Raw genomic sequence first — 14,777 nt, forward strand, 5'->3', positions numbered from 1 at the left:
CGGAAGCTAACACCGGCCCGCCCGCCGTGTCGTGCCAATTTCAGCCGGTGCGCACCGGGTGGGCGGCCTGGACGGCGAGCCGCCGCGGGGCGTCCTCGCCGATCCGGGTGAGCAGGTCGTCCAGGGCGAGGAAAGCCTCCCAGCGCTCCCGTCCGGTGGCGGCGAGGAGGTCGACCACCCGGTCCTCCAGGTCCTGGACCCGCTTGTTCTTCCAGGCCTTGTCGGCCAGGCTGACCAGCAATGACTCGACGGTGACGCCGGGTCCGTCCCAGCCCGCGTGGCTGCGGGCGAAGCAGGCGAGGTGTTCGGGTACGCCGCGGGCGAGCAGCAGGGCGTGTCCGGCGGCCTCGTGCAGGGAGCCGGGCGCGGAGAGCTCTTCGGGGTGGACGGTCTTGCCGATGTCGTGGGTGGCGGCACCGTAGCGGACGGCCTCGCGGTCGAAGACCAGGCCCTCACGGGTGCAGAACCCGGCGATCTCCTCGGCCACCTCGTGCACCAGGGCGAGGTGGGCGACCAGTCGGGGCGGGGCGTCGACGGCCCGCAGCAGTTCGGCGACGTCGGGGGGCAGCGGTGGCAGGGCGGCGCTGGTCACGCCGCAGGGTAACCCCGCCGCTGAGGGGTTGTCAGTGGGGATCCGTAGGCTTCGACGATCCGGTCCCGGCGTAGGAGGGAGGCGCCGGGACCGGGCGCGCGGGCGGCTACTTCTTGAAGGCGACGCCGGCGTACGCCGAGACGTCCTGCCAGCCCTCGGGGAGTTCGGCGGTGGGGACGTGGCCGGCGGTGGGGCGCCAGAGCGGGAGCTGGACGAGCCCGGGGCCGGCGAACTCGAAGTCGCCGAAGAACGGTTCGACGCCGGCCCGCGGGCGCAGCACGAGCGGGGCGCTGGCGCTGCGGTAGATGCGGGTGCCCTCGGCGGCGCTCTCCCGGGAGGCGAAGTCCGGGCTGCCGTGGGAGAGGATCAGCGCGCTGCCGGGGGCGAGCGCGTCGCGCAGGGTGCGGACGACCTGCTGCGCGCCCTCCTCGTCGCGGATGAAGTGCAGCACGGCGACCAGCATCAGCGCGACCGGCCGGGAGAGGTCGACGGCGCCGGCCAGCGCGGGGTGGCCGAGGATCGCGGCCGGGTCGCGCAGGTCGGCCTCGATCACCGAGGTGTGCCCGGCGGGGTGGCTCGCCAGCAGGGCGCGGGCGTGGGTGGCGACGATCGGGTCGTTGTCCACGTACACCACCCGGGCGTCCGGGGCGACCCGCTGGGCGACCTCGCTGGTGGAGCCGACCGCCGGGATGCCGGTGCCGATGTCGACGAACTGGCGCACGCCCCTGCTCGCCACGAACTCGACGGCGCGGCCGAGGAACTGCCGGTTGGTGCGGGCCAGCAGCGGCAGCGCGGGGTAGGCGGATATCGCGGCCCGGGCGGCCTTGCGGTCGGCCTCGAAGTTGTCCTTGCCGCCGAGGTAGTAGTCGTACATACGGGCGGTGTGCGGGACGCCGGTGTCCAGCTCGCTCGGCGGCTGCCAGTCGTCGGCTCCGGCCCAGTCCCACACGGCGTCCGTGGTCCGGCCGCTCGCCGCGCTGTCCTCGTACATCCTGTCCGCCCCCAATGCGCCGTGCCGAAAGAGTCTGGCCACCGCCCGTCGACCCGCGGTGCGCGGTGATCGTATCCAAGGACACACCACGGAAACAGCGGGAGTTCAGGTTTACGCAATACCCGGTGATGGATTGTGTGCACGTCAAGGCTGGTGCGGCCGGCCGTACCGGATCGCCCGCCGGGACCGTCCTCTCTATGCTGGCTGCCGATGACTGCCGACCGCCGCACCGTACTGCGTACCACCGCCAGGCTCACCGCCCTCGCCGCCACCGGCGGCCTGCTCACCGCCTGCGGCACCGAGACGCCCCGCCGGGCTGACCCCGGGGCGCTCGCCGCGCACCCCGGCACCGTGGACCCGCAGCACACCACCGACCCCGCCTGGAACGGCGCCGAGGGCCCTGCCTCCCCCGCGCCCACGGACCCGTCGGAGCCCCGGCCCGACGGTGAGCCGACCCCCGCCGCCGCCCAGCCCTCCGTCCCGCCGGCCCCGCCCGTGCTGCCGCCGCTCGCGCCCGGCACCCCCGCCGAGGTCGCGTACGGGCCGCGCACCGGCCGGAACGTGGCGCTCACCTTCCACGGCAGTGGCGACCCGAAGCTGGCCACCGCCCTGCTGGAGATCGCCGAGCAGCGCGGCGCCCAGCTGACCGTGATGGTCGTCGGCAGCTGGCTCGACCAGCAGCCGCAGATGGCCCGGCGGATCCTGGACGGCGGCCACGAGCTGGGCAACCACACCCAGAACCACCTGAACATCTCGGCCATGCCGCCGGACCAGGCACGGGCCGAGATCGCCCAGTGCGCGGAGCGCCTGCAGCGGCTCACCGGATCGATCGGCCGCTGGTTCCGCCCGTCCGCCACGCAGTACGCCACCCCGATGGTCCGCGAGCAGGCCAGGGCGGTCGGGTACGAGCACGTGCTGTCCTTCGACGTCGACCCGCGCGACTACAACGACCCTCCGGCCGCCGAGTTGCAGCGCCGGGTGCTGAACTCGGTGCGCGGCGGCTCGGTGGTGGCCCTGCACATGGGGCACCAGTGCACGGTGGACGCACTGCCCGCCGTCCTGGACGGCCTGGCGAAGGCGGGGCTCAAGCCGGTGACCGCCAGCCAGCTCTGCGCCTGAGTGCGTGATCAGACCATCGGATCGTCGTCCTTGTACGGGCGCAGCCGCAGCGTGCGGGCGTCCGCGGCACGGATCGCGTCGGCCTGGTTGACCAGCTCCTCCAGGTCGTCCCGGCCGGCGTGGATGAACCGCCCGTGCAGCCCGTCGAAGCGGCCGCGGGCGGCGTCCACGGTGACCGCGACCATGTACGGGATGGAACCCCAGGTCTTGGTGCCCTCGAACATCGGCATCCCGGCGGTCATGTCGGTGGCCACCGCGCCCGGGCTGATGTCGAGGATGACGACGCCGTTGCGGGCGAGCGAGTCCGCGATGTTGTCGGAGAGCTGGAGCAGCGCGCCCTTGGAGGTGGCGTACGCCGTGTAGTTGCCGTCCGGGCGCAGCGCGAAGCCGGAGTTGAGGTTGACCACCCGGCCGCGCCGGCGGGCGACCATGCCCGGCAGCACGCCGTGCAGCAGGTTGTAGGGACCGCGCAGGTTGGTCTCGATCACCTGCCACCACTGGTTGACGTCGGTCTCCCAGAGCGGCACCTCGGCGCGGTCGACCAGGCCGGCGTTGTTGATCAGGAGGTCGATCGGTCCGAGGTCGCGCTCGACCACCCGGACCGCCTCGCGCACCGAGCCGGGGCGGGTGACGTCGGCGGTCACGGCGACGCCCCGGGAGCCGCGCTTGGCGCAGTCCTTGAGAGTGCCGCTGAGCGTCTCGTGGGTGCGGCCGACCAGGCCGACGAGCATCCCCTCGGCGGCCAGACCGATGGCGACCTCCCGGCCGATGCCCCGGCCGGCGCCGGTGATCAGGGCGACCTGCCCTGCGAGCGATCCCGTCGACACCCCGTGCTCCCTTCGCGTCCCCGGCCCTGTCCGATTCCGCCCCCGGCCCCCGTCTGCGGCATTCTGTCGGCCGCCGGGTGGAGTCGGCCCCGGGCACACGGGTCCGGGGCGTCGCCTCACTCGTTCGGGGGACTACCAGCCGTGGCACTCCGCCGGGGAGGGGGTGACCTACTGGCCAGTACGGAGTAGTAACGTCGTCGGGGCGGTGACCGGTGCACCCATTCCGGTCCACCGGCCCGTTGTCCAGCAGTTCGCTGGGCCACCCGTAGCTGGGCGACCCCCAGCACCACCGAAGGGCAACTGAGTGACTGACATCGCGCGCGTCGGAGTGATCGGCTGCGGCCTGATGGGGTCGGGCATCGCCGAGGTCTTCGCCCGGGCCGGGCTGGACGTCCTGGTGTCGGAGGCCAGCGGTGAGGCGCTGGAGTTCGGCCGCACCCGGCTGACCAACTCCCTGGAGACGGCGGTCAAGCGGGGCAAGCTGTCCCCCGAGCAGCGGGACGAGGCGCTGGCCCGGCTGTCCTTCACCGTCGAGCTGTCCGACTTCGCCGACCGCGACCTGGTGGTCGAGGCCGTCGCCGAGCGCGAGGACATCAAGGTCAAGATCTTCGAGACCCTGGACCGGGTGGTCGAGCGCCGCGACGCGATCCTCGCCTCCAACACCTCCTCGATCCCGATCGTGAAGCTGGCCGCCGCCACCACCCGCCCGGAGCAGGTGATCGGCCTGCACTTCTTCAACCCGGCGCCGGTGCAGAAGCTGGTCGAGGTCATCCCGACCCTGACCACCTCGGCGACCACCACCGAGCGGGTCGAGGCCTTCGCCTCCCAGGTGCTCGGCAAGGAGCCGATCCGCGCCCGCGACCGGGCCGGCTTCGTGGTCAACGCGCTGCTGGTGCCGTACCTGCTGTCCGCGGTGCGGATGTTCGAGTCGGGCGTGGCCACCGCCTCCGACATCGACAAGGGCATGGAGGCCGGCTGCGCCCACCCGATGGGCCCGCTGCGGCTGTGCGACCTGATCGGCCTGGACACCATCGTCTCGATCGCCGAGTCGATGTACGACGAGTACAAGGAGCCGCTGTACGCCGCTCCCCCGCTGCTCTCCCGGATGGTCGACGCGGGCCTGCTGGGACGCAAGTCCGGCCGGGGCTTCTACGACTACACCGCGAGCGCCTGACACCGGCGGCGCGCCGCCCGAACGGCGGGGCCCGGCGGCCGTGAACCGGCCACCGGGCCCTTTCGCCCGTTCCCGCGTCAGCTGTTGATGGTGTAGCTGTCGCCGTAGACCTTCCACTTCAGCGGCGGGTTGAGGTCGAAGTTCCTGGCGTTGAGGAAGACCAGCTGCTCGGTGTCGACCCGGCTGGTGTCCGCGTGCGCCTCCTCCTTCTTCATGACCACCTTGCGGGCGTCCAGGAAGGCCTTGAGGTAGGTGGCCTCGTCGCCGCCCTGGGCGGGGGTCTTGGCCTTCTTCATGGCGGCAGCGCGGATGCCGCCGAAGCTGTCCGAGCTGTTGCCCGGGCCGTGCATGACGATGGCGTCGTAGTACGCGAACTGGCCGAGCGCGCGCAGGCCGTCGCTCTTGGCCTGCTTGACGGCGGGGTTGAAGTACACCCGGTCGCGCTCGTCGTTCTGGGCCTGCCGGAAGACGGTGTCCTTGGCGGCGGTGGCCCAGTCCTTCTCGAACGCGGAGCCGAGGCCGGCGTGCGAGTCGGTGCCGTTGACCTTCTTCAGGGCCGGCAGGTACTTGGCCAGGACGTTGCCGGGCTTGAGGTCGGTGTAGTGCTGGACCAGCTCCAGCATGTCGCCGGTGCCGGAACAGAAGCCGATGATGCCGGCGGTGTAGCCGCGGCCGTCCTTGATGTCCTCGATGTACTTGTACTGGGCCTTCCAGTCCAGCGACGAGTTCTCCGCGCTGGACACCAGCCGCATCGCGATGTCCTTCTTGTGCGGGTCGTCGAGGCCGACGCCCCTGAGCTGGACGGAGGTTGCGGGCACGGGCACGGCCTGGGCGGCCGAGGTGGCCGCGACGGTGAGGGGCGCGGCCACCAGGGCGGCGGCGAGGGCTGTGCGGAGGGCACGACGGGGCTGGGGACGCATGGGGACGCTCCGGTTCCTCGTGGGTTAGGAAACCTTCCTAACGAGAAGCAAACGCCCCGGAACCCCGCCCCTGCAAGGGTTTTGACAAAAGCACTTCAAAAAAACTGCAAACGGCCCAGGTCAGGCCGCCCGGCGCCGCACCCACCAGACCGCCGCCGTGCACAGCGCCACGGCGAGCAGAGTCGTCCAGCCGAACTCGATGAGCTGGAACGGCCAGAACCGGTCCGCCGGCTGGTACACCTGGTGCGCCGTGTAGCCGCCGTCGCGCAGCAGCGACTGCCACTGGGCGGTCGAATCACCGCGGTGGTAGAAGTCGTCCGCGGAGATCCGGTTCCCGGCCGGGTCGGAGAACCACACGCTCAGCACCCAGCGGTCGTCCAGCGCCAGGGGGTTCAGCGTGTGCACGGGCTCCTCCAAGGGAGTCATGTAGTGCGAGCGCACGGCGTGGGCGAGGAACGGCAGGGCGACCGAGGCCGCCATCCCGATGCCCACCGCGACCACGGTGCGGCGCAGCACCGCACCAGCCAGCGCCGCGACCCCGAAGGCCACCAGCACCCGGCCCACCAGCACCGGCGGAGCCTGCGCGAAGAGGTCCGGGTTGAACGCTCCGCCCCTGATCGCCAGCGGCTCGCTCCACCAGCGCAGCAGCAGCCCGAACAGCGCCGCCACAACGGCCAGCACCGCGGCGCCCACGACCAGGCCGCCCGCCGTCCAACGGGCCCGCCCGGCACCCTGGGTCCAGGCGAAGCGCACCGTGCCGTGCTCGAACTCCCGCGCCAGCAGCGGGCCGCCGAGGAACGCACCGAACACGCCACCGATGACGTAGACCACGGTGTCGAGCTCCAGCAGGCCGTCGCCGTACGTGCGCGTGAACTGCTTGTACTTGGCCAGGCAGGCGTCCGTGGACGGATCGCAGTCGGCGGCGCCAGTACGGTCCAGGCCGGTGTGCAGGTACCAGCCGTGCACCAGCAGGGCGAGGGAGATCGCGCCCATCACGGTGAGCAGGGTCAGCAGCGCGGGCCGGTGGCGCAGCCCGGCGGCCCGCAGCACGGCGGAGCGGGGCGGGGCGAGGGTGGTCGAGCTCACGACAGTACCTTCTGGTTCGTACGGACGGCGCCGCGCGGGCCGGGCAAGGCGGAGGCGGTCGGCTCGCGGAGGTAGGTGAGCACCAACTCCTCCAGGCCGACGCGCTGTTGGCGCCAGCCGTCGGAGACCGGCGCGTCCACGCCGCCGGTGCGCACCAGCAGGTGGGACTGGGCGCCGGCCCGGCGGTCGCGGACCACCGCCAGGCGCTCGGCGACCGCGTCCGCCTCGGCGGTCGGGCCGGTGAGCATCCGGTGGCCGCCCAGCAGGTCGTCCACCTCCCCGGTCACCTGGACCCGGCCGCCGGCCAGCACCACCAGGTAGTCGCAGCTCTGCTCCAGCTCGTTGACGGCGTGCGAGGAGAACACCACCGAGAGGCCGCCCTCGGCCACCGCGGTGAGCAGCACGGCCATGAAGTCATGCCGGGCGAGCGGGTCGAGCGCGGCCAACGGCTCGTCCAGGAGCAGGAGTTCGGGCCGCTTGGCGAGGGCCAGGGCGAGCGAGACCTGGGCCTGCTGACCGCCGGAGAGCCGGCCGTACTTGCGCTCCAGCGGGATGCCGAGACCTTCCAGGTGGTCGCGCGCCCGGGCGTCGTCCCAGCGCCGGTTGAGGTGGCGGCCCATCGCGAGCAGGTCGCGCACGGGCAGGCCGGGGTAGAGCGCGGCGTTCTGGGAGACGAAGCCGATCCGGTCCAAGGCCCTTGGCGAGCCGGGGAGTTGGTCGCCGAGGACGGTCATCGCACCCTCGCTGGGCAGGGTCAGACCGGCGGCCAGGCTGAGCAGCGTGGTCTTGCCTGCTCCGTTCGGGCCGACCAGGGCCACCACGTGCCCGGCCGAGATGGTGAGGTGGCAGTCCCGCAGCGCCCAGGAGCGGCGGTAGCGCTTGCCGATCCCGCCGCAGTCGATCACCGTGTCCGTGGTCATCACGCCACCACCCCGTCGCGCCCCTCGCGCAGGTCGCGCAGCGCGTCCTCGAACACCGCGACCATCCCCCCTTCGTCGAGCCCGGCGGTCCGCGCCGAGCGCATCCAGTCCAGCAACCCCCGCCGCAGCGCGGCCCGTTCACGCAGCGGCACCACCCCGGCGGGCAGCCCGCGCACGAAGGTGCCCTGACCCCGCCGGCCGACCGCCAGGCCACGGTGCTCCAGCTCCCGGTAGGCCTTGAGCACGGTGTTGGGGTTGATCGCCAGCCCGGCGACCACCTCGCGCACCCGGGGCAACCGGTCCCCCTCGGCCAACCAGCCCATCCGCAAAGCCTGTTCGACCTGCTGCACGAGTTGCAGGTAGGTCGGGACGCCGGAGGCCGGGTCCAGGCGGAACTCGATCGGGGAGGGCTGGTCCGCACCTTTATCTAGTTCCATAGTTAATGAGTTAAGTAGGCATGATGACGGGTCGTCAACCCAAGAAAGGGCAAAGGGCCCCGCCCGGACCGGGATGGTCCGGGCGGGGCCCTTCAGGCCCTGCGGCGTGCCGGCGGCTCAGGCGCCGCGCAGCACCGCGCCGGTGCGGGCGACGGCCTCGGCGACGGCCGCCTCACGGGCGGCGGTGGCCTCGTCGGCGGTCAGGGTGCGGTCGACCGCGCGGAAGCGCAGCGCGTACGCCAGCGACTTCCTGCCCTCGCCGACCTGCTCGCCGGTGAACACGTCGAACAGCCGGATGGCCTCCAGCAGCTCGCCCGCGCCGGCCCGCAGCGCGGCCTCGACGTCGGCGGCCGGGACGGCGGTGTCGACGATCAGCGCGACGTCCTGGGTCGCCACCGGGAAGCTGGAGACGGCCGGGCCGCCGACCCGCTCGGCGCCGTCGGCGGTGAGCAGGTCGACGTCGATCTCCATCGCGGCGGTACGGGCCGGCAGCCCGAGCGCCTTGACCACCCGCGGGTGCAGCTCACCGGCGTGGCCGACCACCCGGTCGGTGCCGGCCACCAGCAGCTCGGCGCAGCGGCCCGGGTGCCACGGCGCCAGCCGGCCCTGGCGGACGGTCAGCTCGACGCCGGCCGCGCGGGCCACCGTACGAGCCGCCTCGACGGCGTCCGCCCAGGAGGCCTGGGCGCCCTTGCCCCACCAGCCCGACGGCAGCCGCTCGCCCGCGAGGGCGACGGCGATCCGGCGCGGCTGGTCCGGCAGCGCGGCGTCCAGCGCGGCCAGCTCCTCGTCGCTGGGCCGGTGGTCGACCGCCGGACGCGGGGCCACGCTGAGCTCGTCCTTGGGCAGGAAGACGGTGCCGGTCTCGAAGATCGCCAGGTCGGTGTTGCCCCGGCCGACGTTGCGGCGCAGCGCGCCGAGCAGGCCCGGCAGCAGCGTGGTGCGCAGCGCCGGCTCCTCGTCGTTCAGCGGGTTGACCAGCTTCACCGTGCGGCGGCGCCGGTCGTCCGTCTCCAGGCCGAGCGCCTCGAAGGCGGCCTCGCCGAGGAACGGGTAGTTGTTGACCTCGACGTAGCCGGCCGCGGCCAGCGCCACGCCGATCCGGCGGTGGGTCCGCTGGGCCTCGGTCAGGCCCTTGCCCGGCGGCACGTCGGGCATCCGGGCGGGGACGTTGTCGTAGCCCTCCAGCCGGATGACCTCCTCGGCGAGGTCGTACGGGTCGGTGAGGTCGGGGCGCCAGGTCGGCGGGGTGACCTCCAGGACGTCGGCGCCGGCGACCGAGCAGCCGATCTCCTGGAGGCGCCGGGTGACGGTCTCGCGGCCGTACGCGGTGCCGGCCACCCGGTCGGGCAGGTCGGCGGCGATGGTGATGGTGCGCACCGGGTGCGGGGCCGCGATGTCGGTGACCCCGGCCTCGGCGGTGCCGCCGGCGATCAGGACCAGCAGGTCGACGGCGCGCTGCGCGGCAGCGCGGGCGGCCTCCGGGTCGACGCCGCGCTCGAAGCGCTTGGACGCCTCGGAGGGCAGCTTGTGCCGCTTGGCGCTGCGGGCGATGGCGACCGGGTCGAAGTGCGCCGCCTCGATGATCACCTCGGTGGTGCCCGGGCCGGCGGCCGGGTCGAGGATCTCGGTGGAGGCGCCGCCCATCACGCCGGCCAGGCCGATCGGGCCGCTGTTGTCGCAGATCAACAGGTCCTCGGCGGAGAGCTTGCGCTCGACCCCGTCGAGGGTGGTGAGGGTCTCGCCCTGCTCCGCCCGGCGGACCGTGATCGGACCGTCCACACGCTGCTTGTCGTAGGCGTGCAGCGGCTGGCCGACCTCCAGCATCACGTAGTTGGTGATGTCGACGGTCAGCGAGATCGGGCGGATGCCCGACTTCTGGAGCCGGCGCTGCAGCCAGATCGGGGACTTGGCGTTCGGGTCGACGCCGACGACCGTACGGGCCACGAAGCGGTCGCAGCCGGCCTGGTCGCCGACCTTCACCAGGTAGCCGAAGGAGTTCGCCGGCGGCACGTCGAGCAGCGCCGGGTCGGCCAGCGGCAGCCCGTACGCGGCGGCGGCCTCGCGGGCCACGCCGCGCATGGACAGGCAGTAGCCGCGGTCCGGGGTGACGGCGATGTCGAGCACCTCGTCGACGAGCTGGAGCAGCTCGATGGCGTCGGTGCCGGGCTCGAACTCCGGCGGGAGCACGATGATGCCGTTGTGGTCGTCGCCCATGCCCAGCTCGCGGGCGGAGCAGATCATGCCGGCCGAGGTCTGGCCGTAGGTCTTGCGGGCCGAGATCGGGAACGGGCCGGGCAGCACCGCGCCCGGGAGCACGACCACGACCTTGTCGCCGACGGCGAAGTTGGTCGCACCGCAGACGATCTCCTGCGGCTCGCCGGTGCCGTTGGCGTCGCCGACGTTCACGAAGCAGTGCCGGATCGGCTTCTTGAAGCCGGACAGCTCCTCGATGGAGAGCACCTCGCCGACCACCAGCGGGCCCTTGAGGTCCGCGCCGAGCTGCTCGACGGTCTCGACCTCCAGGCCGGCCCGGACCAGGCGCTCCGCGACGTCACGGCCGGTCTCGCCGGCCGGCAGGTCGACGTACTCGCGCAGCCAGGAAAGCGGGACGCGCATCAGATCTCCATCCCGAACGGGAGGGTGAAGCGGACGTCACCCTCGACCATGTCGCGCATGTCGGCGACGTTGTGACGATTCATCAGGATCCGCTCCAGGCCCAGGCCGAAGGCGAACCCGCTGTAGCGGTTGGGGTCGACGCCGCAGGCGACCAGCACCCGCGGGTTGACCACGCCGCAGCCGCCGAGCTCGATCCAGCCCTCGGAGGAGCAGGTCCGGCACGGCCGGTCCGGGTTGCCGACGCTCGCACCGCGGCACACGAAGCACTGGAGGTCGATCTCCGCGCTCGGCTCGGTGAACGGGAAGTACGACGGGCGCCAGCGCAGCTCCAGGCCGCCGCCGATCAGCTTCTCGACCAGCACCTCGATGGTGCCCTTGAGGTCGGCGAAGGTGATGCCCTCGTCCACCGCGAGGCCCTCGACCTGGCGGAAGACCGGGGTGTGGGTGGCGTCCAGCTCGTCGGTCCGGTAGACCCGGCCCGGGCAGACCACGTAGACGGGGGGCTCGCGGTCGAGCATCGTGCGGGCCTGGACCGGGGAGGTCTGGGTGCGCAGCACCACGCCGGAGTCGGCGGAGCCGTCCGGGGCCTGGACGAAGAAGGTGTCCTGCATCGAGCGGGCCGGGTGGTCCGGGCCCAGGTTGAGGGCGTCGAAGTTGAGCCACTCGGCCTCGACCTCGGGGCCCTCGGCGACCTGGTAGCCCATCGCGACGAAGGTGTCCTCGATGCGCTCGGCCATGGTGGTCAGCGGGTGCCGGGCGCCGCGCGGGGCGCGGTCGTACGGCAGCGTGACGTCCACCGCCTCCTCGACCAGCACGCGGGCGTCGCGCTCCGCCTCCAGCTCGGCCTGCCGCTTGGCGAGGGCCTGGTTGACGGCCCCGCGGGCCTGGCCGATCAGCTTTCCGGCGGCCGCCTTGGCGTGCGGGGGCAGGGCGCCGATCTCGCGGTTGGCGAGCGAGAGCGCGGAGCGGTCGCCGGTGTGGGCGACCTTGGCCTGCTTCAGCTCGTCCAGGGAGCCGGCGGCGGCGAAGGCGGCGACCGCCTCGTCCCGCGCCTGCTCCACCACCTCGGGCTTGAGGGCCTCGACCTCGACCGGGTCGTACGACTTGTTGGGTGCCGACATCTCTATCTTTCCCGTGCTCCTGCTCGTCCGTGCTCAGGTGTGTGGGGGCTCTCCCTCCTTGCCCGCCATCGGGCAGGAGGGGCCCAACGCGCCACGATCGGCGGGGCCGGGGCACGGGCAGCCGGTCTCCGTTCACCGGAGGCTCACGGGAGTGGTGTCCGCGGCTCAGCCGCGCAGGGCGTTGCGCAACGCCAAAGGTCGAGTGTAGTCGCAGCGCGTAGTGCGACTGCCGTCAAGCCCGTCCGGACCCGGCCACGGCATGCTCCGGTCGTCGTGCAGAGCATGCCGTGCTTGTCGTTCATGCTCCTTCAGAGCATGAAGTCGGGCACCCCGGCGGGCAGGATAAATCGGAACCGGGCGCCGCCGCCGGGCGCGCGGTCGACGCGGATCGAGCCGCCGTGGGCCTCCACGATGCCCTTGACGATATAGAGGCCCAGGCCCGTGCCGCCGCGTTTGGAGCCGCGCCAGAAGCGGGTGAAGACGCGCGGCATCGACTCCTCGGGGATGCCGCTTCCTTCGTCGCTCACGGTGACCGCTGTGCCTTCCACGATGCGGGGCGGGGTGCCGTTGCGCTCCCAGACGGGCGCCTCGACGACCTCCTTGGCCGGTGCCACCTCGATCGTGACAGTTCCCTCGCCGTGCCGCACCGCATTTTCCAGCAGGTTGGCGAGCACCTGGTCGACCTTGTCCGGGTCGGCCCACAGCACGGTCAGCGGCCCGCCGATCCGGATGTCGAAGCGGTCCTCGGGGATGCCGGTGGCGACCTTGCGCTCGACGTGCCGACGCACCGCCGCGGCCAGGTCGACCACCTGCTTGCGCAGCTCCAGCCGGCCGGAGTCGATCCGGGAGATGTCCAGCAGTTCGGCGATCAGCCGGGTGACCCGGTCGGCGTCGGCGTCCACGGTCTCCAGCATCAGCCGCTTCTGCCCGTCGGTGAACCGCTCCCACTTGGCCAGCAGGGTCGCCGTGAAGCCCTTGACGCTGGTCAGCGGGGAGCGCAGCTCGTGCGCCACGGTCGCGATCAGCTCGGCGTGGCTGCGCTCGGTGCGGCGCCGGGCCTCGGTGCCGCGCAGGGCGATCACCAGGCGCTCCAGCGGCCCGCCCGGCGCGCTGCGCACGTAACGGGCGGAGACCAGCACCTCGCGCCCGCCGGGCAGCAGCAGGTTGCGCTCCGGCTGGCGGGTGCGGATGGCCAGGCCGCCGTACGGGTCGGTCAGCTGCCACCAGCGGCGGCCGTCCAGGTCCTCCAGCGGGAGGACGTCCTCCAGCCCGCTGCCCAGCGCGGCCTGCGGGAGCACGCCGGTGAGCCGGGCCGCGGCCCGGTTGAAGCAGACCACCCGGCCCAGCGCGTCGGCGACCACCAGGCCGTCCGGCAGGTCGTCCGGGTCGAGCTCGGGCCCGCTGCCGACCATGGGTTGCCTCCCCGATTACCCACCGTGCCGTTCTCCCCACCGACGCAGACCCTAGCGCCTCGCACGCGCCCGCAGTAGGGCTTGCAACGGGGTGATCCCGGTGCGCCCCCTGGTGCGTCAGGCGTTCGAGCGGCAGCCGCCGGGCGAACGCTGGGCGCGGGCCGAGGCGTACAGGCAGACCGCGGCCGCAGTGGCCAGGTTGAGGCTCTCGGCGTGGCCGTGGATCGGGACGCGCACGACCTCGTCGGTGAGCGCTCGGGTCTCCTCCGGAAGCCCCCACGCCTCGTTGCCGAACACCCATGCGCCCGGCGCGCCCAGGGTGCCCTCGTCCAGCTCCTGGTCCAGGTCGCGCTCCCCCGCGCCGTCCGCGGCGAGCACCCGGACGCCGGCCTCGCGCAGCTTCCCGACGGCCTCCTCGACCGGGACGCCGACCGCCACCGGCAGGTGGAACAGGCTGCCCACGGAGGCCCGGACGGCCTTCGGATTGTAGAGGTCCACCGAGGCGTCGGTGAGCACCACGGCGTCCGCGCCGGCCGCGTCGGCGGTGCGCAGCACCGTCCCGGCGTTCCCGGGGTCGCGCACGTGGGCGAGGATCGCCACCAGCTTCGGCCGGGCCTTGAGCACCTCGGCGAACGGGGTGTCGATGAAGCGGCAGAGTGCCACGATGCCCTGCGGGGTCACCGTGTCGCAGATCCCGGCGATCACCTCGTCGGTGGCGGTCAGCACCGGCAGCCCCGCGGCCAGGGCGTCCTCGACGATGTCCGCGTGCCGCTCGGCGGCCTCCAGGCCCACGTAGACCTCGACCACGGCGTGCTCGCCGGTGCCCGGCAGCCTGCCGAAGGCGACGGCCTCCCGGACGGCCTGCGGGCCCTCGGCCAGGAAGCGGCGCTCCTTGGTGCGCTGGTTGCGCTTGGCCAGCCGGCGGGCGGCGACGACGCGCGGCGAGCGCAGGGAGGTCAGCAGGGGGGTGTCGGTGCTCGGCATGGTCTCGTTCTCCGGAGGCGCTGAAGGAGGGGGCAAAGCAGGACCGGACCCGCAGGCGAGCCTGCGGGTCCGGTCAGAGCTCAACCGATCTCGGAAGATCAGGCGGCGTCGGCGGCGGCCTTCGGGGCGTTCACGTCGGCCGGCAGCGCCTTCTGGGCGACCTCGACCAGGGAGGCGAACGCACCCGGGTCGTTGACGGCCAGGTCGGCCAGCATCTTGCGGTCGATCTCGACGCTGGCGGCCTTCAGGCCCTGCACGAAGCGGTTGTAGGTGATGCCGTTGGCACGGGCCGCAGCGTTGATGCGCTGGATCCACAGCTGACGGAAGTCGCCCTTGCGCTTCTTGCGGTCGTTGAAGTTGTAGACCAGCGAGTGGGTGACCTGCTCCTTGGCCTTGCGGTACAGGCGCGAACGCTGGCCACGGTAGCCGCTGGCGCGCTCCAGGATGACCCGGCGCTTCTTGTGGGCGTTGACTGCCCGCTTGACGCGTGCCACTTGATTACTCCTTGGATTGGACCACGGACTACTTCACGTGGTCCGTCATTCGAATGGGTCGGGAAGGATCAGCTGCCCCGC

14 protein-coding genes are annotated in these 14,777 nt (G+C 72.8%); 2 read left to right on the top strand and 12 right to left on the bottom strand.

All coding sequences use genetic code 11. From position 1 onward, the window contains the following. Positions 1–40: 40 nt before the first annotated feature. Entirely contained in the window at positions 41–592 is a 552-nt protein-coding gene (locus AB0O11_RS13215) for an HD domain-containing protein (RefSeq protein ID WP_363385219.1), read from the bottom strand. 106 nt (positions 593–698) lie between these two features. Then, the gene (locus AB0O11_RS13220) at positions 699–1,583 is read right to left on the bottom strand and encodes an SAM-dependent methyltransferase (RefSeq protein WP_363385222.1); all 885 of its coding nucleotides are present in this window, start codon (positions 1,581–1,583) and stop codon (positions 699–701) included. Positions 1,584–1,793: 210 nt separating this feature from the next. On the opposite strand from AB0O11_RS13220, the gene AB0O11_RS13225 reads away from it, so the two are divergent. After that, positions 1,794–2,702, top strand: a complete 909-nt coding sequence (locus AB0O11_RS13225) for a polysaccharide deacetylase family protein (RefSeq protein WP_363385224.1) — start codon at positions 1,794–1,796, stop codon at positions 2,700–2,702. Between the two features lie 8 nt (positions 2,703–2,710). Here AB0O11_RS13225 and AB0O11_RS13230 read toward each other — a convergent pair whose 3' ends face one another. Beyond that, positions 2,711–3,529 carry an SDR family oxidoreductase gene (locus AB0O11_RS13230; protein ID WP_363385227.1) on the bottom strand — a complete coding sequence of 273 codons (819 nt, stop codon included), beginning with the start codon at positions 3,527–3,529 and terminating at the stop codon, positions 2,711–2,713. A 304-nt stretch (positions 3,530–3,833) separates the two neighbouring features. On the opposite strand from AB0O11_RS13230, the gene AB0O11_RS13235 reads away from it, so the two are divergent. After that, positions 3,834–4,703, top strand: a complete 870-nt coding sequence (locus tag AB0O11_RS13235; RefSeq protein ID WP_363385230.1) for a 3-hydroxybutyryl-CoA dehydrogenase — start codon at positions 3,834–3,836, stop codon at positions 4,701–4,703. A 77-nt stretch (positions 4,704–4,780) separates the two neighbouring features. Here AB0O11_RS13235 and AB0O11_RS13240 read toward each other — a convergent pair whose 3' ends face one another. The 9 genes from AB0O11_RS13240 to rplT form a co-directional block, all read right to left on the bottom strand. Next, on the bottom strand, positions 4,781–5,623 hold the full coding sequence (locus AB0O11_RS13240; protein ID WP_363385233.1) for a chitosanase: 843 nt from the start codon (positions 5,621–5,623) through the stop codon (positions 4,781–4,783). Between the two features lie 120 nt (positions 5,624–5,743). After that, positions 5,744–6,709 carry an ABC transporter permease subunit gene (locus AB0O11_RS13245; RefSeq protein ID WP_363385236.1) on the bottom strand — a complete coding sequence of 322 codons (966 nt, stop codon included), beginning with the start codon at positions 6,707–6,709 and terminating at the stop codon, positions 5,744–5,746. Next, entirely contained in the window at positions 6,706–7,629 is a 924-nt protein-coding gene (locus tag AB0O11_RS13250) for an ABC transporter ATP-binding protein (protein WP_363385239.1), read from the bottom strand. The genes AB0O11_RS13245 and AB0O11_RS13250 overlap by 4 nt, the downstream gene beginning before the upstream one ends. Continuing rightward, the gene (locus AB0O11_RS13255; RefSeq protein ID WP_363385241.1) at positions 7,629–8,066 is read right to left on the bottom strand and encodes a GntR family transcriptional regulator; all 438 of its coding nucleotides are present in this window, start codon (positions 8,064–8,066) and stop codon (positions 7,629–7,631) included. The genes AB0O11_RS13250 and AB0O11_RS13255 overlap by 1 nt, the downstream gene beginning before the upstream one ends. A gap of 117 nt (positions 8,067–8,183) precedes the next feature. Further along, the gene (pheT, locus tag AB0O11_RS13260; RefSeq protein WP_363385244.1) at positions 8,184–10,685 is read right to left on the bottom strand and encodes a phenylalanine--tRNA ligase subunit beta; all 2,502 of its coding nucleotides are present in this window, start codon (positions 10,683–10,685) and stop codon (positions 8,184–8,186) included. Then, positions 10,685–11,806 carry a phenylalanine--tRNA ligase subunit alpha gene (gene pheS, locus AB0O11_RS13265; protein WP_363385247.1) on the bottom strand — a complete coding sequence of 374 codons (1,122 nt, stop codon included), beginning with the start codon at positions 11,804–11,806 and terminating at the stop codon, positions 10,685–10,687. Before pheS ends, pheT begins: the two co-directional genes overlap by 1 nt. Positions 11,807–12,114: 308 nt before the next feature. Further along, positions 12,115–13,218 carry an ATP-binding protein gene (locus AB0O11_RS13270; protein ID WP_363385249.1) on the bottom strand — a complete coding sequence of 368 codons (1,104 nt, stop codon included), beginning with the start codon at positions 13,216–13,218 and terminating at the stop codon, positions 12,115–12,117. Positions 13,219–13,335: 117 nt separating this feature from the next. Next, positions 13,336–14,202, bottom strand: coding sequence for an RNA methyltransferase (locus tag AB0O11_RS13275; RefSeq protein WP_363385251.1), 867 nt, complete (start codon positions 14,200–14,202; stop codon positions 13,336–13,338). Between the two features lie 98 nt (positions 14,203–14,300). Then, the gene (gene rplT / locus AB0O11_RS13280; protein ID WP_030055649.1) at positions 14,301–14,696 is read right to left on the bottom strand and encodes a 50S ribosomal protein L20; all 396 of its coding nucleotides are present in this window, start codon (positions 14,694–14,696) and stop codon (positions 14,301–14,303) included. Between the last annotated feature and the right edge of the window lie 81 nt (positions 14,697–14,777).

Origin of the sequence: Kitasatospora sp. NPDC093102 (assembly GCF_040683915.1) — a bacterium.
GTDB lineage: Bacteria > Actinomycetota > Actinomycetes > Streptomycetales > Streptomycetaceae > Kitasatospora.

Excerpts from the sequence above, each read along its gene's own strand:
- AB0O11_RS13220 (WP_363385222.1), bottom strand. The coding sequence starts at position 1,583 with ATGTACGAGGACAGCGCGGCGAGCGGCCGGACCACGGACGCCGTGTGG.
- AB0O11_RS13225 (WP_363385224.1), top strand. The coding sequence starts at position 1,794 with ATGACTGCCGACCGCCGCACCGTACTGCGTACCACCGCCAGGCTCACC.
- AB0O11_RS13240 (WP_363385233.1), bottom strand. The coding sequence starts at position 5,623 with ATGCGTCCCCAGCCCCGTCGTGCCCTCCGCACAGCCCTCGCCGCCGCC.
- AB0O11_RS13250 (WP_363385239.1), bottom strand. The coding sequence starts at position 7,629 with ATGACCACGGACACGGTGATCGACTGCGGCGGGATCGGCAAGCGCTAC.
- AB0O11_RS13255 (WP_363385241.1), bottom strand. The coding sequence starts at position 8,066 with ATGGAACTAGATAAAGGTGCGGACCAGCCCTCCCCGATCGAGTTCCGC.
- pheT (WP_363385244.1), bottom strand. The coding sequence starts at position 10,685 with ATGCGCGTCCCGCTTTCCTGGCTGCGCGAGTACGTCGACCTGCCGGCC.
- pheS (WP_363385247.1), bottom strand. The coding sequence starts at position 11,806 with ATGTCGGCACCCAACAAGTCGTACGACCCGGTCGAGGTCGAGGCCCTC.
- AB0O11_RS13270 (WP_363385249.1), bottom strand. The coding sequence starts at position 13,218 with ATGGTCGGCAGCGGGCCCGAGCTCGACCCGGACGACCTGCCGGACGGC.
- AB0O11_RS13275 (WP_363385251.1), bottom strand. The coding sequence starts at position 14,202 with ATGCCGAGCACCGACACCCCCCTGCTGACCTCCCTGCGCTCGCCGCGC.